This window comes from Arsukibacterium ikkense, assembly GCF_000987775.1.
Lineage (GTDB): Bacteria > Pseudomonadota > Gammaproteobacteria > Enterobacterales > Alteromonadaceae > Alishewanella > Alishewanella ikkense.
The window spans coordinates 199,129-219,436 of record NZ_LAHO01000003.1 but is presented as its reverse complement, the minus strand read 5'-3'; the positions used below and the strand labels follow the sequence as shown (position 1 = coordinate 219,436).

Annotated in this window: 10 protein-coding genes; all 10 read left to right on the top strand. The window is 47.5% G+C overall.

All coding sequences use genetic code 11. The features are described from left to right. The first annotated feature begins 13 nt into the window (after nucleotides 1-13). The 10 genes from prc (at nucleotide 14) to WG68_RS04605 (ending at nucleotide 20,301) form a co-directional block, all read left to right on the top strand. Nucleotides 14-2,038, top strand: a complete 2,025-nt coding sequence (gene prc, locus WG68_RS04650; protein WP_046556480.1) for a carboxy terminal-processing peptidase — start codon at nucleotides 14-16, stop codon at nucleotides 2,036-2,038. 89 nt (nucleotides 2,039-2,127) lie between these two features. Then, nucleotides 2,128-3,459, top strand: coding sequence for a sodium-dependent transporter (locus WG68_RS04645; RefSeq protein WP_046556479.1), 1,332 nt, complete (start codon nucleotides 2,128-2,130; stop codon nucleotides 3,457-3,459). A gap of 77 nt (nucleotides 3,460-3,536) precedes the next feature. Further along, on the top strand, nucleotides 3,537-5,006 hold the full coding sequence (gene nhaC / locus WG68_RS04640; protein WP_046556478.1) for a Na+/H+ antiporter NhaC: 1,470 nt from the start codon (nucleotides 3,537-3,539) through the stop codon (nucleotides 5,004-5,006). 80 nt (nucleotides 5,007-5,086) lie between these two features. After that, the gene (pepN, locus tag WG68_RS04635) at nucleotides 5,087-7,669 is read left to right on the top strand and encodes an aminopeptidase N (RefSeq protein WP_046556477.1); all 2,583 of its coding nucleotides are present in this window, start codon (nucleotides 5,087-5,089) and stop codon (nucleotides 7,667-7,669) included. Beyond that, a complete protein-coding gene (locus tag WG68_RS04630; RefSeq protein ID WP_046556476.1) occupies nucleotides 7,666-7,890 on the top strand; it encodes a DUF2835 family protein in 225 nt (74 codons plus the stop codon). Before pepN ends, WG68_RS04630 begins: the two co-directional genes overlap by 4 nt. A gap of 319 nt (nucleotides 7,891-8,209) precedes the next feature. Next, entirely contained in the window at nucleotides 8,210-10,366 is a 2,157-nt protein-coding gene (locus tag WG68_RS04625) for a DUF1302 domain-containing protein (protein ID WP_046556475.1), read from the top strand. A 16-nt stretch (nucleotides 10,367-10,382) separates the two neighbouring features. Then, nucleotides 10,383-11,744 (top strand): DUF1329 domain-containing protein, encoded by a 1,362-nt coding sequence (locus WG68_RS04620; protein ID WP_046556474.1) that lies wholly within the window; start codon nucleotides 10,383-10,385, stop codon nucleotides 11,742-11,744. A 137-nt stretch (nucleotides 11,745-11,881) separates the two neighbouring features. After that, on the top strand, nucleotides 11,882-12,919 hold the full coding sequence (locus WG68_RS04615) for a WD40/YVTN/BNR-like repeat-containing protein (RefSeq protein ID WP_200897536.1): 1,038 nt from the start codon (nucleotides 11,882-11,884) through the stop codon (nucleotides 12,917-12,919). A gap of 1 nt (nucleotide 12,920) precedes the next feature. Continuing rightward, nucleotides 12,921-15,239 carry an efflux RND transporter permease subunit gene (locus tag WG68_RS04610; RefSeq protein WP_046556473.1) on the top strand — a complete coding sequence of 773 codons (2,319 nt, stop codon included), beginning with the start codon at nucleotides 12,921-12,923 and terminating at the stop codon, nucleotides 15,237-15,239. Between the two features lie 235 nt (nucleotides 15,240-15,474). Further along, nucleotides 15,475-20,301 carry an NAD-glutamate dehydrogenase gene (locus WG68_RS04605; protein ID WP_046556472.1) on the top strand — a complete coding sequence of 1,609 codons (4,827 nt, stop codon included), beginning with the start codon at nucleotides 15,475-15,477 and terminating at the stop codon, nucleotides 20,299-20,301. The last annotated feature ends 7 nt before the right edge of the window (nucleotides 20,302-20,308 follow it).

Here is a 20,308-nt window from a genome sequence, read left to right as displayed (position 1 = left end):
TACAGAGTAGCTTATGAAGAAATTATCCATTTTAGCGGCAAGTTTAATGTTGGCTTTCGCCGCGCAGGCTGAGCCAGAGAAATCAGAAGACAGTCTGGTGCTGCCGATTGTTTCCCAGGCATCTCATCATGCTACGGCCAGCAAAAGGATAACAGCGCTGTTTACTCGTAGCCATTATATGCCGGTGCAACTTAATGACGAGTTGTCCGGGCGTATCTTTGATATGTACCTTAAAAATCTCGATTACTTTCGCAATGTGTTGCTAAAAGCGGATGTTGATTCCTTTATGCGCTTTCGGGATCAATTTGATGATGGTTTAAACAAGGGTAATTTAAATTTTGCCTTTGATATGTTTAACCATACGCTGGAACGCCGCGCTGAGCGCTTTGATTATGCAATTAGTTTGCTGGCGCAGGAATTCGATTTTACGACGGATGATGTTTATCACTATGACCGCGAAGCGGCCGACTGGCCAGTCGATCAGGCAGAGCTGAACGAGTTATGGCGCCAGCGGGTTAAGTTTGATGCGCTTAATCTTAAGCTGACCGGCAAAACCGATGATGAAATTCGCGATATTCTGACCAAACGCTATCGCAACAGCCAAAAACGGCTGAGCCAGACCAACAGTGAAGATGTATTTCAGTTAGTGATGAATTCTTTTGGCCGGGCCATTGAAGCCCATACCTCTTACCTGTCACCACGCAATGCTGATCGTTTTCAGCAGGAAATGAATTTATCACTGGAAGGTATTGGCGCGGTGCTGCGGGCCGAGGAAGATTACACGGTAATTCAGAGTTTAGTGCCGGGCGGTCCGGCGGATCAGACCCAGAAATTAAAACCCAAAGATCGCATTATTGGGGTTGCCCAGGATAAAAAAGACTTTGTTGATGTTATTGGCTGGCGGCTGGATGATGTTGTTGACTTAATTAAAGGCCCTAAAGGCAGCACGGTGCGGTTGCAGGTGTTAGGCGGTAATGATATTGCGTCTAATAAAGCGGACGTTGTCACCATAGTACGCGATAAAATCCGGCTGGAAGACCGCGCCGCCAAAGCAGAAGTGCTGCAGCCTAAGCTGTATCAGCTTGAACATAATATTGGTGTGATCAGCATTCCTGGTTTTTATAACAATTTGGCAGATGATGTTAAGAAGCTGCTGGTTGAGTTAAAAGAGCAGAAAGTAGATGGCGTTATCGTTGATTTACGCGGTAATGGTGGCGGCTCACTGCAGGAAGCAACCTTATTAACCGGCCTGTTTATAGATCGCGGGCCGGTCGTACAAATTCGTCAGGGCGATGGCAAGGTGTCAGAGTCTGCAGATACCGATGGTATCAGTTATTATGATGGCCCCCTGACAGTGTTGGTGGATCGTTACAGCGCCTCAGCGTCTGAAATTTTTGCGGCAGCGATGCAGGATTATGGCCGTGCTTTAATTATTGGTGAACAAACCTTTGGTAAAGGTACTGTGCAGCAGCACCGTGGCCTGGGTCGCATCTATGATATGTTTGAAGAGCCGCTTGGCAGTGTGCAGTACACTATTGCCAAGTTTTACCGGATTAATGGCGGTAGCACCCAGCATCAGGGCGTCATACCGGATATTCATTTCCCAACGGCAATAGACCCGGCGGAGTGGGGCGAGAGTAAGGAACAGTTTGCCTTACCATGGGACTCCATCAACTCAGCAAATTATGCCAGCGTGAATGATATGCAAGTGCTGGTACCTGTGCTGCTGGAGAAACATCAGCAACGGATCGGTAAAGAGCAGGAGTTCAGCTATTTACTCTCTGATATTGATGATTATCAACAACGGCAAAATGATAAGACAGTGTCGCTGAAAAAAGCTGTACGGATCAGTGAGCGGGATAAGGAGAAAGCCCAACAGCTTGCCCGGTTGAACGAGCGGCTGGCCCGGTTTGAATTACCGCAAGTGGAGTCGGTAGATGATGCACCTGAACTTATCAGCGAACTTGATCCTTTCCTGGAAGAAGCTGCCAGTATCACTGCAGATTTATTAATGGTTAGCAGATTGGCAAAAAAATAATAAGTAGTTTCATTTAAACGGCAAAAGCGGTATTTATTACCGCTTTTTGTTAGGCTGATAAAAATAAATAATAATTATAAAGGTTAACTATGACAACTCGGGGTGTGTTCTCATCACGGCTAGGCTTTATTCTGGCTGCTTCTGGTTCGGCGGTAGGGCTGGGTAACGTTTGGGGCTTTCCATCGCAGGTTGCCAGTAATGGCGGTGCCGCTTTTGTACTGATGTATTTGATTCTGGCTTTTGTGCTGGCATATCCGGTGTTAATGGCCGAGTTGTTAATTGGTCGCGCCACCGAGTCCAATGTGGTTGATGCCTTAGGTAAAGTTAGCAACGGCAAGTCAGGTCGTTGGGTTGGTATGTGGGGCATTGCCACAGTGTCACTGATTTTAGCTTTCTATGGCATTGTCGGTGGCTGGATGCTGGCCTATACCGTTGAGGCAGTGGCAAGTTTCGTTGGTTTTGACCAGCTGTCGCAATGGTTGCTCGGTTCGTCAATCTACCGCAACATACTGTTTTGTGGTATTTTTATGTTGCTGACTGTTGGCATTGTCAGCGGTGGGGTCGTCAACGGAATTGAACGTTGGTCGGTACGCTTAATGCCAACCTTGTTTGTGTTAATGTTACTGCTGTTTGCTTATGTTATGACCCAGCAGGGCGCATTAACCGGATTAAAAGTGTACCTGCTGCCTGACTTTGCAGAAGTACTTAACCCGCAGTTGCTGATCAGTGCTATGGGGCAGGCCTTTTTCTCAATGTCACTGGGGGTAGGGACCATGCTGATCTATGGCTCCTATGTCAGTCACAAAGAAAATTTGCCCAAACTGGGTGCTTCAGTGGCTTTGGTTGATATTGGAGTGGCGGTGTTAGCGGGGTTATTGATTATTCCGGCGATGTACGTGGCACTGCATAATGGTGTGCAGATTTTTGCAGAAAACGGCGAATTGTTAGCTGGTGATACCCTTATTTTTACTGTACTACCGGCGCTGTTTGCCACCATGGGCGCGGCGGGGCTGATCATTGCTTTTGCTTTTTTCCTGCTGATGTCGATAGCGGCCCTGACATCCTCAATTTCGATGCTGGAAGTGCCGGTATCTTATGTGGTTGAGAATCGTAAAGTCGCCCGCAATAAAGCAGTCTGGTTGATTGCAGCTATTATTTTCTCGCTTAGCACCCTTATCCTGTTTAACTTTGATACGCTTTTCGGTTTTGTTATTGCCTTAACAACCCGCTACAGTCAGCCATTGCTGGGCTTAATGTTGTGTATTTTTGCTGGCTGGATCTGGCATAGAAACAGTATTTTAGCAGAATTGAAAAAGGGTGATGCACAGGCGGAGCATAGTCTTTTCTGGCGAATTTGGCCCTGGTATGTCAAGTTTGTATGTCCGGTGATTATTCTGCTGATGTTTTATCGGTCTTTATAAGTATGCGTAGCAAGTCCTGCCCCTAATAATAATAATGAAGGGCGCTACCGGCGCCTTTGCTAAATGGAGTTACCTTAATGTCTGAAAAACATCCAAGCTTTCTGGATGCGGCATTGCCGCTGATTGTGCTGATTATTTTATTGTCAGCCTCGGTCTATTTGTTTGGCAGTGATTCGTCCTATGGCCCAAATCAGATAGCCCTGTTTATGGCGACAGCAGTGGCGGTGGTTATTGGCCTGAAAAATGGCTATCAATGGCAAGTGATGGAAAAAGCCATGGTGAAGGGCATTTCATTGTCGCTGGGCGCGGTGTTAATACTGTTGTCGGTAGGGGCGCTGATTGGTACCTGGATGCTGTCGGGAACGGTACCCACCCTTATTTACTATGGTTTACAACTTTTAAGCCCCAGCTGGTTCTATGCCGCCAGTTGCTTGCTATGCGGTATAGTGGCAATGAGTATTGGCAGTTCATGGACCACGGCCGCCACTATTGGTGTAGCGTTAATCGGTGTGGCGTCCGGTCTGGGGCTGTCGCCGGCTATTACCGCTGGCGCTATTGTTTCTGGCGCGTATTTTGGCGATAAATTATCACCGTTAAGTGAAACAACTAACCTGGCACCCGCAGTTGCCGGTGCTGATTTATTTGAACATATCCGGCATATGCTCTGGACCACTGTGCCCAGCTTTATTCTGGCGTTATTGTTATTTACGGTAATTGGCTTTAACAGTGAAATAAGTGCTGACTTTGCCCGTATCGCGCAGATAAGTGAAGTGTTGCAGCAGCATTTTGCTATCAGCCTGGTATCCCTGGTACCGCTGCTAGTATTGCTAGCGATGGCAATTAAAAAAGTGCCGGCGTTTCCAACGGTTTTTATTGGTGCTTTATTGGGGGCAGTCTGGGCTGTACTGTTTCAGCAGGAATTGCTGGCGCAACTTATCGACAGCAGTATACCGGCAGCCGTGGCGGTATTTAAACTAGTCTGGCATACCTTTTATGCTGGTTTTGCCGTTGAAACGGGTGATGAGAACCTGAACGATTTACTCAGTGGTGGTGGCATGGCCAGCATGTTGAACACAATCTGGTTGGTTTTCTGCGCCATGATGTTTGGTGCCACCATTGAGAAAATAGGCTTATTACGGAAATTTGTGCAGTCGATATTGTATTTCGCCCGCAGCACGGGCTCATTAATTACCAGTACCATAGCAACCTGTTTTGTTACTAATATTCTGACCGCAGATCAGTACATGTCGATAGTGATGCCGGGGCGGATGTTTAAAGAGGAATATGAGCGTCGTGGTCTGGCGCCGGTGAACCTGTCCCGCTCGCTGGAAGATGGCGGTACCATTACCAGCCCGTTAATCCCTTGGAATACCTGCGGTGCTTATATGCATGGTGTACTGGGAGTCAGCCCGTTAGACTACGCATTTTATGCATTTTTCAACTTAATTAACCCCTTGTTGTCTATTATATACGCTTATCTTGGCATTAAGATCCTGCGGCTGACCCCGCCGTCTGCCGAGCAGCCAACAGCAGAATTGAAAAGTTAACAGCCAATAAAGTGCCTGATAATGATCAGGCTTGTACTGCATGATATAAATTGACGCAGATGCGCTAAGCAGGAGTGAATATGAGCAGTAATTCAGCACGTAGCAGCCGCAGTCTGGCCGACTATCGGCAACCGGATTATTTAATTCCTGAAATTGAACTGACATTTGAATTAGCCGCAACGGTTACCCGGGTCAGCGCACTAATGCAGGTTACCCAGCAAACTGCGGGGGCACCGCTGGTGCTGGATGGCCAGCAACTAGGGTTGCACTATATTGCGCTGGATGGCGTTGAACTGCCTGTTGAGCGTTATCAGCTGACGGCGGATCACCTGATAATTGCTGATGTACCCGCCGTATTTAGCCTGCAAATTATTACTGAAATTAACCCTGCAGATAACACGGCGCTGGAAGGGCTTTATCTGGCAGACGAGGTGTTTTGCACCCAATGCGAGGCTGAAGGTTTTCGGCGTATTATGTATTATCCCGATCGGCCAGACGTATTGTCGGTTTATACCACCCATATTATTGCTGATGCAGCTGATTATCCATTTATGCTGGCCAATGGCAACAAGATTGCTACCGAACAACTGGCAAATGGTAAAACCCGGGTTAGCTGGCACGACCCTTTTGCTAAGCCTTGTTATTTGTTTGCGCTGGTTGCTGGCAATTTTGCCTGTATTACCGACAGTTTTGTGACCCAAAGCGGGCGCAATGTTGCCTTGCAATTGTTTGTTGAGCCCGGCCAGCAAAGTAAAGGCGGCTTTGCCATGGCCGCGCTGAAACGCGCCATGCGCTGGGACGAAACCCGGTATAACCTCGAGTATGATTTAGATATTTACATGGTCGTCGCTGTCGATTTCTTTAATATGGGTGCCATGGAGAATAAGGGGCTGAATGTCTTTAACAGCAAATATGTGCTGGCCGATGACAATACTGCGACTGATAAAGACTATTTCAATATTGAATCGATTATTGGCCATGAATATTTTCATAACTGGACAGGTAACAGAGTAACCTGTCGTGACTGGTTTCAGTTAAGCCTGAAAGAGGGGCTGACGGTTTTTCGGGATCAGGAGTTCAGTGCAGATATGGGCTCGGCGACCCTGAACCGGATAGACGCGGTTAAGCTGATCCGCACCGCCCAGTTTGCAGAAGATGCCGGGCCTATGGCGCATCCCATCCGGCCGGAACAAGTGCTGGAGATGAATAACTTTTATACCGTCACTGTGTATGACAAAGGCGCAGAAGTTATCCGGATGCTGCAAACATTGCTCGGCAAAACTGGTTTTAACCGTGGGCTGGCGCTTTATTTACAGCGACATGATGGCCAGGCGGTGACTTGTGATGATTTTATCAGTGCCATGCAAGATGCAAATAACGTTGATTTAATGCAATTTCGCCTCTGGTACAGTCAGGCGGGAACCCCGACAGTAACACTGAATCAGCAGTATGACGCTGATAGCGCTACGCTGAAAGTTAGCGTAAGTCAGCATACTGCTGCCACAGCCGGGCAAGCCAACAAGCAGGCGTTGTTAATTCCGTTGCAAATACAGCTGTTAAGTGAAGATAAGGTGGTAGATCAGCAACACCTGCTTGTGTTGCGCCAGTCTGATGAGGTCTTTAATTTCACCGGTGTGAAGAGTGAACCGGTGATTGTCTGGGAAAACTTTTCGGCGCCGGTGAAGTTACAACAAGATTATCAGCTGCCTCAGCTATTGCTGATTGCCGATCAGGCTGCGAACGGTTTTGCCCGCTGGGACGCGATGCAGGTATTTTGGTCGAACCTGATCCGACAGCAGATAGCGCAACCGCAAGCCTTGTTGCAGCTGCCTGAGGCATTGTTAACTGTCATGCGTCAATGGTTAGCGCAGCCACTGGCAGACATGGCGCTGACGGCTGAGCTATTAAACCTGCCAGATTATGACACCCTGGCAGAGCAGTATCAGCAGATCCCGGTTGATGCCATTCTCAGCAGTTTGACGGCGATAAAACAGCAATTAGCAACATTGCTGGCTGCTGACTGGCAGCAATGTTATCAGGCAATAAAGACAGCACCTTATCACTACACTGAGCAGGCCGTTGCCGCCAGAGCACTGAGGAACCGCTGTCTGAGCTATCTGGCGCTGGGCGATCGCGGAACTGAATTTATTACCGGCCATTATCACAATGCAGACAATATGACTGATAGCATAGCGGCGCTCGCTGCAGCGCAGCAAGCCAAGCTTACCTGTTTCAATGAGCATGCTGCGGATTTTGCCAAAAAATGGCAACATGATGTGCTGGTAATGGACAAATATTTTGCATTAATGGCCGCAAATCCTGCCGACGACGTTTTCGATAGTTTAACCCTCTTGACGACGCATCCGCTGTTTAGCTGGAAAAACCCGAACCGGGTGCGGGCAGTATATGGTGCCTTTAGTATGCGTAACCCGTTACAGTTTCATCGTCAGGATGGCAAGGGGTATCGTTGTCTGACTGACGTAATAATCACCTTAGATGCGATTAACCCGCAAGTTGCTGCAAGATTGGTTACCCCCTTACTGGCCTGGCAGCGCTTTACTGGCGAGCGGCGGCAACATCTGTTACAGCAGTTACAGCAACTCGCTGCTAAACCAACATTAAGTAATGATTTATTTGAGAAAATAACTAAAAGCCTGCCATGAAACGACAGTATCTGTTTAATGCCTATCTGGCGAAGGAAAAGTGCCTGCAGTATTACCAGGGCAAGCTTCGTTATGTGGTCGTTACCGCAGATTCGGGAGAGCGGATCCAGCTGGCATTGAAACATTTTCAACCGTTTTTTTCTGATTTAGGGCTTCGTGGTCGTTTCCGGCTATTTTTACTTGAAAACGGGGCTTTTCAGCAACTGGAAAAAATTAATTAGAGTTATTACTTTAAACGGTGGATTGAAACAAAGGTTTGCAGTTCTATCTGGTTTGACCTTTAATTTCATTAGCTTATGAGATAGCTATTCCAAGCTTGAGACGGCGATTAAACTGAAAATGCGATATTCTTAATCGGCTCAAGCGTCGATAAGTAAAAATTGAATTAAAATCAACACATTTACGCAAGCAGAAGCCTTGCTAACACCCTAAAATGATGTAATTATTTCTGTGATGCAAGCTGAGCTCCGAGCAGTTGGTTCAGCATAATAATTAAAAAGACATAAAACATACCTGCAGGGACAGGGGGGAGATCACAAGATGAATAGAAGGCCTAATACTTTTTATAAAAGTCCGTTAGCCTTGGGGGTTGCATCTGCATTATTGGCGTTGTCCATAGTGCCTGCGCAAGCAGCAACCTTTAATGTTGGCAATTTTCAGGTTGTATTCGATTCAACCTTTTCTTACGGTGGCAGCATTCGTACTGAAGAGCGCAACTGGGATACAATTTCAAAAGTAAACCATCCCCGGTTCGACTGGACAGGTTATGGCTATTACCTGGACGGCAACGGTAACCCCAATTTTAACAGCGTTTATGCCAACTCGCAGATATGGGAGCAGCCAGGCGCTTATTCTAGCAATGGCGATGCAGGTAATCTGAATTATGACCGCGGCGACATGTTCAGCAGCATGTTTAAGGGCTTGCATGAATTATCGATCAGTGGCGACAATATTGGTCTGTTTACCCGCTTTATGTATTTTTACGATTTTGCCGTTGCTGATAAAGATCCGGCTTATACCAACCCGTTAAGTGGCAACAGGGTAGATCCATGCTCTGATCGCAGTGCCCGCGAGCTGGCCTGTAAAGATTTCAGGCTGTTAGATGCTTACGTTTATGGCAACTTCAGCTTTAACGACGGCATGAATCCGGTCTCGATCAGAGTCGGTAATCAGGTACTGAGCTGGGGCGAAAGCACCTTTATTCCTCACGGCATTAATATCACGCCAGTGGATGTTGGTATTCTGCGGGCACCTGGTGCCGATTTAAAAGAAGCCTTTATTCCGGTTGGGATGGTGACATTATCAATTGGTTTAACTGATAACCTGTCAACTGAACTGTTTTACCAGTACGACTGGGAACAAAGCTATTTACCAGTTCCCGGCAGTTACTTCTCAACTAACGATTTCGCTGGTCGCGGTGGCTATGCGCAAAATGTGCAGTTGGGTTTTGCCGGTAACCCGGATATCGATATGGATTTCCTGGTGGGCGAAATGAACACCTTATCGATGTTTGCGCCTCAGTTACTGCAGGTTATTACTAATCCGAACAGTACTGCGCAACAGCGAGCTGATGCGGTGAACCTGGCCATTGCTTATCCTACCAAAGTTACCTTGCGTCCCGATGGCAGTGCCGGTGAAGTTAAGCCTAAAAATGGTGGCCAGTACGGTATTAAATTTGAATATTATTCAGCCGATTTGAATGATACTGAATTTGCATTGTATTACATGAATTACCATAGCCGGGTACCGGTAATATCCGGTATTGCGTCAGACTTCAGGGTTGGCGCTGACCCGCAGTCAGGCCAGCTGTTAGGGGTGCTGCAATCTCTGGGCTATATGGCAGCAAATCAGGGCCAGATTACCAGCGATAACATCGCCAATATGAGTATGTTTTCGCAGGCATTACTTGAATATCCAGAAGATATTAAGTTGTATGGCTTTAGTTTTAACACAACCTTAGGCGGTACTTCGGTTGCTGGTGAGATTGCTTACCGTAAAGACGAGCCGCTGCAAATTGATGATGTGGAAATTCTGTATGCGGGTATGCCAGAGCAACTTGCTAACGCGGGGTTGCGTCCTGATTTAGGCGGCATTTCACAAATTGGCCGTTTTATCGGTGATAAGGTGGGGCCAGGCCAGTTTGCTCAGGGTTATATCTTAAGCGACACAGTACAGGCACAGATGACGTTTACCCATTTATTCGGGCCAATGCTAGGTGCTGACAATTTTACCATGCTGGGCGAAGTAGGGGGTATCCGGATCAGCGACATGCCTTCATACGACGTATTACGCTTAAACGGCCCGAATACAGACCGTAGCGGTGGCCCTTTAATTGGGGTTAATGGCCCTTCACAGGGTCTGCATACTGGTTTGTCAGATGGACCGGAAACCAATCCGTTTCCAACTGCGTCAGCCTGGGGCTATCGTATTCTTGCTAAAGCCGATTACAACAACGTGTTCGCCGGTGTAAATTTATCTCAGCGAATTGTGTTTGCGCATGACGTGAACGGCATTACGCCAGATCCATTGTTTATGTTTGTTGAAGACAGAAAATCACTAGCTTATGCGGTAAGTTTTGATTACCTAAGTAAGTGGTCAGGTGAATTGTCGTACAATTGGTTCTGGGGCGGTAAAGGGACGACTAATAACGTTGCCGACCGTGATTTTGTATCTTTTAATATTAAATACTCTATTTAAGGGACGAGAGCCAATTATGAAAAAACTCACCCTATTATCTTCTGCTGTTGCGCTGGTGTTTAGCTGCAGCGCTCTGGCAAAAGTAACGCCTGAGCAGGCAGCCAGGTTAGGTAATGACTTGACACCGGTAGGCGCCGAGAAAGCAGGAAACGCAGATGGTACTATACCGGCATGGACCGGCGGTATTACCAGCGCGCCGGCAGGTTATACCCCAGGCGACCATCATCCGAATCCGTTTGCTGACGATGCTATTCAGTTTACGGTTGATAAATCGAACGTATCAGAGCACAGGAACTTTTTAAGCCCCGGCATGATCCAGTTGTTTGATATTTATCCCGATACGTTCAAAATGAACGTGTACCCAACCCGCCGCAGTGCGTCTTATCCGCAGTACTTTTATGATGCGACTAAGAAAATTGCCACTGAAGCGGAGTTAGTGCAGGGCGGTAACGGCTTAATAAACGCCGCCATTGGTATTCCGTTCCCAATGCCAGCTACTGGTTTGGAAGCGATTTGGAACCATATTGTCCGTTATCGTGGCGTTGCGGCCAGCCGTAATGGTGGCCAGGCTGCCCCTACAGCCAATGGTGCTTATACTATTATCGGTTTCGATGAGCAGATCATGTTTAAGTACTCACACCCGGATGCGACGCCTGACGCTTTGGAAGCTGAAAACATTTTGTTCCGCTTTAAACAAAGTGTCACATCGCCGGCACGTTTGGCGGGTACTGCCTTGTTAGTGCATGAAACCATGGATCAAGTGGCAACACCGCGTCAGGCATGGACATACAATACCGGCCAACGCCGGGTACGTCGTGCACCAAACGTGGCTTATGATGCCCCGGGTACTGCGTCAGATGGCCTGCGTACTACCGACGACTTTGACATGTTTAACGGTTCACCGGATCGTTATAACTGGGAGTTGAAAGGTAAGCAGGAAATGTACATTGCCTACAATGACTATAAATTGCACAGTAAAGATGCTAAATACGCCGATATTCTGATGCCAGGTCATATTAACCCAGATTATGTGCGCTGGGAGAAGCACCGGGTGTGGGTAGTGGAAGCAACCTTAAAATCTGGCACGCGCCATGTGTATGGCAAGCGGGTATTTTATATCGATGAAGACAGCTGGCAGATCCACATTGCTGACTTGTATGATAACCGGGGTGATATGTACCGGGTAGCGGTAGCGCATGGCTTGAACTATTATGAAGTACCCACTCACTGGAGTACGCTGGAAGTGTATCATGACCTTAATTCTCGCCGTTACATCGCTATCGGTCTGGATAATGAGGACAGAATGTATGACTTCTCGGTAAGTCTTTCAGATAACGATTTTACGCCAGCGGCACTGCGCCGTGAGGGTGTTCGTTAACTTGCAGGCTTAACAGAACGGCTGGCGTAAGCCGGCCGTTTTTTTTTGAATATCTGTTGTTGCCATTAAACCAACATGCATTGGCAAACGGCAGACAATTTTACAGCACACTTAATTAAAGAGTAGTTACGCTTCTTATGTTGAAAAAACTTATTTTGGCTGGCAACAGTGCGTTACTGTTAGCCATGGCGTCACAGGTAATAGCTGATGAACCGGACTTGCGGTACCAGGCGGCTTATATTATGCCGCTTGCAGAAAAATCGTTGTTAACTGACATTCGCCAGGTGAGTGGCAATTTTTTTGTTGCAGTAGGTGAGCGTGGCCACATTCTATTAAGTCGTAACGGCAACGATTGGCAACAAGCCAGCGTGCCATTGCAAAGTAATTTAAATGCCGTTTATTTTGTTGATGAACAACATGGCTGGGCGGTTGGCCATGACGCCGCTATCCTGGCCACTACAGATGGCGGTTCCAGCTGGCAAGTGCAGCAGTTTTTCCCCGAGCCGGATAAGCCACTGTTAGATGTGTATTTTCGTAACCGCCAGCATGGCATTGCAGTGGGAGCCTATGGCTTGTTTTATACCACCACTGATGGCGGCAACAGCTGGGAGCAGTCTTTCTTTATAGAATTAGCCGCCGAAGACGATAAAGAATATTTGCTCGACTTACAAGAAACCGATCCCGATAGCTACCGTTCAGAGCTAAGCTCAATATTGCCGCACTTTAACCGACTGTTTGCCGATGGTAATACCTTATATATGGTGGGCGAAGCAGGCTTTATTGCCAAAAGTGCTGATTTTGGCAACAGCTGGCTGCGCATGGAAGAATTTTATAACGGCTCATTATTTGATTTGCATCGTACTCCGGAAATGGGCTTGTTAGCCGTAGGCTTACGCGGCAATGTATTTCGCAGCGACGACAATGGACAAAGCTGGCAGCAAGTTGAAATTAGCGAGTCAGCCACATTAAATAGTGTCTTTAGTGACAACGCCGGTAACGTGTATCTGGCAGGCAACGCCGGCACGTTACTGCAAAGCCGGGATGACGGTCTGACCTTCACTGACCGCTCCGAAGCTGATGGCAAAGCTATTTTAAATGGCCTGGTGCTGCAAAACCGGATGTTACTGGTTACCGAGGTTGGCATTAAAGTTTTAAACCTGGATAAGTCTGAATAATATGAGTGTAAATTCGCTGGTTAATAAATTTGAATACGCATTATTCCGGCATCGCCTTATGGTGTTGCTGGTGTTTCTGGTGGTTACTGTTGGCTTGCTGGTAAAAGCGACCGACATCAAGCTGGATGCGTCTTTTACCAAAAATATTCCGCTAAAGCATGAATACATGCAAACCTATTTACAGCATGCTGAAGACTTTGGCGGCGCCAATAATGTATTAGTAGCAGTATGTGACGCCAGCGGCGATATCTTTAATCCCACTTTTTTTGAAACCTTTCGTCAGGCCCATGATGACGTACTCTATACCTCTGGCGTTGACCGGGTATTGGTGAAGTCACTGTTTAGCCCCAGTACGCGCTTTATTGAGGTGGTCGAAGACGGTTTTGCCGGTGGTCCGGTTATTCCAGCTGACTTTGTTGCCAACAGACGCGGCCTTGACCGGGTAAAAGCGAACGTGGAAAAAGCCGGTATTGTTGGCCGGATGGTGGCAGACGATTACAGCTGCGCCATGATAACCGCCCAGTTGCTGGACATCGATCCTGAAACAGGCGCTGCGGTCGATACCCTGGCCTTTGCTGCCACGCTGGAGCAGGATATTCGGGGCAAGCACCAGAGCGATCAGATCAGCGTGCATATCATTGGTTTTGCCAAAATGGTGGGCGACGTTGCTGACGGTGCCAAAGGTGTCGTGCTGTTCTTTCTGATTGCTATTGCAGTTACCACCTTAATGGTGTTTTTCTTTTCCAGATCGGTGATGTTAACAATATTGCCAATTGCCTGTTCGCTGATTGCGGTAGTGTGGCAAATGGGCTTGTTGACGGTATTGGGCTTTGGGATTGACCCCATGTCGATTCTGGTGCCGTTCCTGGTATTTGCCATTGGTGTAAGCCATGGCGTGCAAATGATTAATTCGACGGGCAAACGCGTCGCGGCAGGGATGGATGCCAAAACAGCTGCTGAAGCCAGTTTCCGTAAATTATTAGTGCCCGGCGGTGTCGCGTTATTATCTGATACTATTGGTTTCTTAACGCTGTTAATCATTGAAATTGGTGTGATCAGAGAGCTTGCCATTACCGCCAGTTTAGGTGTTGCCGTTATTATTCTGACTAACCTGATCTTGCTGCCAGTGCTGATGTCTTATGTGAAGTTCAGTGCCGCCTATAAAGCCAGAGTTGCCGCCCCTTCAGTAAAAGCCGATAAGTTCTGGTATGCATTATCAGCCTTTGCCACCAAAAGGTTTGCTTATGGCATTATCGCAATTACGGCGCTGCTGTTTGCGGCCGGTTACTGGCAAAGCCAGCAACTGAAAATTGGTGATTTGCATGCCGGTGCGCCGTCACTGCATGAAGATTCGCGCTATAACCAGGATACTTTTTTAATCACCGATCGTTTTGCTATCTCGGTTGATTACATCAATATCATGGTTGAAACCGTGCCCAGTGCCTGTACTGAGCACGGCATTATGAACCGGATTGATCAGTTCCAGTGGCTGATGGAAAACGTAGCCGGTGTGCAATCTGCGGTATCTCTGGCCTCAGTTTCAAAAAGCATTAATGCTGCGTATAACGAAGGTAACCAGAAGTGGCGGGTATTACCGCGTAACACCCAATCTCTGGTGCAAGCCAGCTCCAGGGTAGAAACCAGCACCGGGTTGCTAAACGCGGATTGCTCAGTTATGCCGGTTATGGTGTTCTTAGAAGACCATAAAGCCGAAACTATTGAGCGGGTTGTTGCGGCGGCTAAGCAATATGGCGCTGAACTGGGCGACGAGCAAACCCGCTTTATGCTGGCATCTGGCCCCGCTGGCGTGATGGCCGCCACTAATGAGGCAGTCGCTGCGGCCCAGCAACCAATGATGTGGTATGTGTACGGTGCGGTTATTATTTTGTGTTTACTGAGTTTCCGTTCATTGCGGGCCACTATCGCTGTGGTGGTACCCCTTTATGTCGTATCGGTATTAGCAACCGCGCTTATGACCAAACTACAGATTGGTTTAACAGTATCAACTTTACCCGTTATTGCGCTGGGTGTGGGTATCGGTGTCGACTATGGCATTTATATTCTGTCGAGTATGAGCCAGATGCTACGGGACGGCATGCCGTTACGTCAGGCGTATTTCGAAGCGTTAAAAGAGCGGGGCAGTGCCGTACTCTTTACCGGTATTACTTTGGCGATTGGCGTAAGTACCTGGGTATTCTCTGCCTTAAAGTTCCAGGTTGATATGGGTATCCTGCTGACCTTTATGTTTATCGTAAATATGTTGGGCGCTATAGTGGTATTGCCGGCATTGGCCGCACTGTTCTGGCGAAAAAATCAATAACAGCAGAAATTAATTTCTGCATGTTTAAACATGAAAATGGCCGAAAGGCCATTTTCTATTTAGGTGAACTGAATAAGTTGTCAAAAGCCTTAAAAACCACTGGTTTAACCAGCACAAAAGCCGGAAATAGTGCTTCAAAAGCGCTACAATAGTCACTACACTGCGCAGCAGACAAGACCTTGTATGTTAGGTAGAACCAGCTGTTCAAAGCTGTGCTCTGAAAAAGGATACAATAATGGCACTGATAGACGGTCATCCCTCTGTACTACTACAAAATGTAAGCAAACTGATAACTCAAAAAGTAAAAGACCAGCCCAAGCTGGTCGAAAAATTTGTTTATACCTTATATGGCAATATGTCGAACGAAGATTTAGTGGGCCGCAATGACAGCGACTTGTATGGCGCCGCTTTGAGCTTATGGCAAACCTTTAATCAACATGCACAACCAGAAGCACGCATTCGGGTGTATAACCCGGAAATTGCCCGCCACGGCTGGGAATCGAAGCATACTATTGTTGAGATAGTGGTGCAGGATATGCCTTTTCTGGTTGACTCGGTGCGGATGGCGTTAGCCCGTCATGGCATAGCGGCGCACTTGCTGCTGCATTATCCGTTGCAAACCCAACGGGATAAAGCGGGGCAAATTACCGATTTCTTTAAACTCGGCAGTAAAACCAGTTCCAGCACCCAACAAACGGTGTTTCATATTGAAATTGATCGCCTGACTGACCATGCCACCATTGATGCGCTGAAATCTGAACTGCACTCTGTGATGGAAGATGTGTCATTAGCGGTACAGGATTGGCAGCCTACCCGGCAAAAACTGCTTGATGTGATTAAAACCTTTGCCAGGCACAGCGGTAAAGCGGCGGCTGATGAAATTAAAGAAACCACTGATTTCTTAAATTGGTTAGCGAAAGACAACTTTACCTTGTTAGGTTATCGCGAATATAAAATTAACCCGGTAAAAGGCGATTATAAAATCTCCGGGTTGGATGCCAGCTCATTAGGCTTGATGCGTCGCTCTGAATCCCGTGATTTAATGTTGTCAGAACTGCCGGATACCGGTCGCAAGCAAGCATTAAGCCCAACCGTATTAGTGTTAACCAAAACCAATAATAAGTCGCGGGTGCATCGGCCTGCCTATATTGATTATGTTGGGATAAAGCAGTTTGATAAAGACGGTAAGGTGACTGGTGAACATCGGTTTATCGGTTTGTATTCCTCGTCACTTTATAACAACAGTGCTGCCGATATTCCGTTGTTAAAAAGTAAGCTGGCCCGGGTAATGGCCATGTCTGAATTTGCCACCGGCACGCATGCCTATAAAGCCTTGCTGAATATTCTGGAAACTTATCCACGCGATGAACTGATCCAGGCCAGTGCCGAAGAGTTACTGCATGTAGCAATGGGTGTGCTGCAAATGCAAGAGCGTGATATGACGCGCTTGTTTATGCGCAAAGATGCTTTTGGTCGTTTTGTTACCGCCATGGTGTATGTACCACGTGAGCGTTATAACACCCAACTGCGTAAAGACACTCAGGCTATTTTGCAACAAGCGCTGGGCACCGACGAGCCGGTAGAATTTACTACCTATTTTTCAGAATCAGTGTTGGCCCGTACCCATTATCTGGTGCGGATCACCGATAGCCATGTCGAGTATAAAGTGAAAGATATTGAACGTAACCTGGTTGAAGCAGCCCGTACCTGGGAAGACAAATTAGAAACGGCATTAACCGGTGTCTACGGTGAAGCCCGTGGCCGTGAGTTAGGTCGTAAGTACGTTAATAGTTTTCCGCGCGCTTACAAAGAAGAAATGTTGCCAAGCGATGCGCTGGTTGATATCGGTAAACTTGAGGCACTGACTGACGACAATAAGTTAGAAATGCTGTTTTACCGGCCGCAGGAAGAAAGTAAAGACAGCAAAGCGGTGCGGTTAAATCTGTTTCATAAAGACCATCCTATTCATTTATCTGATGTGTTGCCGATGCTGGAAAACTTTGGTTTACGGGTTATTGGCGAAACGCCTCATGCTGTGAAATGCCCGGCAGGCTCGGTCAGCTGGATTTTAAATTTCTCGATGGAACTGAACGGTGATGTGCCGCTTGATTTCGCTGCAGCACAGCAGAGCTTCCAGTCTTCTTTTGCCAAGGTGTGGGCAGGCCAGCTGGAAGACGATGGTTTTAACCGACTGATTTTAAGTGCAGGCTTATCGGGCCGTCAGGCGTCAATTATCCGGGCGTACGCGAAGTACAAACGGCAAATTGGTGGTACTTTTAGCCAAAGTTACGTTGAGAGTACTTTTGCCCGCTATGCTGAACTGGCGGGATTATTAGTGCAATTGTTTGATAAGAAATTTGCGCCGGCCTCTAAGGCAACAGCCAAAGCGATAGAAAAGCTGGAAGAGCAAATTAATGCCCAGTTAGAGAATGTAGCCAACCTGGATGATGACCGGATCATCCGTCGCTTTGTGTATATGATAAACGCGACCTTACGTACCAACTACTATCAACCGGCGGCAGATGGCAGTGATAAGCCTTATATTTCTTTTAAAATTAAGCCGGATTTAATTCCGGACATACCGTTACCGTTGCCCATGTTTGAAATTTTCGTCTATTCACCACGGGTAGAAGGTGTGCATTTGCGCTTTGGCAAAGTGGCGCGGGGCGGTTTGCGTTGGTCAGACCGACGGGAAGATTTCCGCACCGAAGTACTGGGCCTGGTAAAAGCGCAGCAAGTTAAAAACACTGTTATTGTGCCATCAGGTGCGAAAGGCGGTTTTGTCTGTAAGAAGCTACCAGAAACCGGTGGTCGTGATGCTTTTATTGCCGAAGGCAAAGAGTGTTACCGTACCTTTATTCGGGCTTTGCTGGATGTTACCGATAATATCATTCAGGGCAACATTGTTCCGCCTAAAAATGTCACCCGCTTAGATGAAGACGACCCGTATCTGGTGGTTGCTGCTGACAAAGGTACGGCGACGTTCTCTGATATTTCCAACGGTATTTCAGAGGAATACAGTTTCTGGTTAGGCGATGCTTTTGCTTCTGGCGGCTCTAATGGTTACGACCATAAGAAAATGGGTATTACGGCCCGTGGTGGTTGGGAAGCGGTGAAGCGGCACTTCCGCGAAACCGGCATCGACTGTCAGACCACCGATTTTACCTGTGTGGGTATCGGTGATATGGCCGGTGACGTATTTGGTAACGGCATGCTGTTATCCAGGCATATCCGGCTGCAGGTTGCGTTTAACCATATGCATATCTTTGTTGATCCGAATCCGGATGCCACCAGCAGTTATGACGAGCGGCAGCGGCTATTTAATCTGCCAACGTCTACCTGGGACGATTATGACAAATCACTGATATCGGAAGGGGGCGGCATTTTTGCCCGCAGTGCCAAAGCCATCAAATTGTCAGCGCAAATGAAGGAGATGCTGGGCACCAGTAAAGCCAGCATGACCCCAAATGAGCTGATCCGTGAATGCTTAATGATGCCGGTCGATCTGATCTGGAACGGCGGCATTGGTACCTATATTAAAGCAACGTCGGAAAGTCATGCAGAAGTCGGTGACCGCGGCTCAGAGGCGCTGCGGATCAACGGTAAAGAATTAAAAGCAAAAATCTTTGGTGAGGGCGGTAACCTGGGCGCAACCCAGCGTGGCCGTATTGAATTTGCTGCAAACGGTGGCCGGATTAATACTGACTTTGTTGATAACGTCGGTGGCGTAACCTGTTCAGATAATGAAGTAAATATCAAAATTTTGCTTAATGCGCTGGTGCAGAATGGTGATTTAACGCTGAAGCAGCGTAACAAATTACTCAATGATATGACCGATGATGTTGCAGAGCTGGTGCTGAAGGAATGTTACCGCCAAACGCAAAGCATTACGCTGTCATCATTGCTGGGTGCAGAGCAAATCAAAGAGTACACCCGCTTTATTCATGCGCTGGAAAAAGATGGCAAACTGAACCGGGAACTGGAGTTTTTACCGTCTGACGATGAGTTAGCAGATCGGATGGTAAAAGGCATTGGCCTGACCCGGCCAGAGTTAGCTATTTTAACGGCATACGGCAAGATGGTGTTAAAAGAGCGGCTGGTGTTACCAGAGATTTATGACAATGCGTATTTTAAACGGCAGTTATTTACCGCCTTCCCGCAGTTATTGCAAACTCAGTATGCTAAAGAGATGGAAACCCATCCGCTGAAAGCAGAAATTATCGCCACTAAGTTAGCCAATATGCTGGTGAACGAAATGGGCCCTAACTTTGCGCAGCGGATGCTGGAAGAAACCGGTGCTAACATTGGCGAAGTGGCCATGTGCTATGCAATAGCGCGTGATTTATTTGACTTATCCAGTGTCTGGAAACAGCTGGAGCAGTTAGATAACAAAATATCTGCCGCTTTGCAAAACCGTTTATTATTCCAATTACGCCGGACGATGCGCCGGGCAACCCGCTGGTTTATCCGCCACCGCAATAAAGCGCTGGATATTCAGCAAACCGTTGATTTCTTTAAACCGGCCTACCAGGCTATTTCCCGTGACCTGGCAAGCTATCTGGCAGACGCTGAATTAGCGCAGTTACGTGCTAATGAACAAGATTTAGTCGACCAGGCGCTGCCGGCAGATATCGCCCGTTACCTGACGCAGCTGAGTACCGTGTTCTCAGTGATGGACATCGCCCAGGTTAGCGATAACCAGGCTACGTCACTGGCGCTGGTGGCAGAAATTTACTTTAAATTAGGTGATCGCTTAGATCTGCACTGGTTCCTGGAGCAAATTACCCAGCAGCCGGTTGCCAATCATTGGCAGGCATTAGCCAGAGCCTCGTACCGGGAAGAGCTGGACTGGCAACAACGCTCGTTAACGGCGGTTGTAGTTCGTAATTGTGGTACGGCTTGTGCAGCTGATGAAGTGATTGAAACCTGGCTAAGTCAGCATCAGATCCTGGTTGAACGCTGGCGCTTGATGCTGGCAGAGTTTAAAACCACCAAGAGCCATGAATTTGCCAAATTCTCGGTGGCAATGCGTGAGTTGATGCTGCTAAGTCAGTCAGTTTAATACTGTA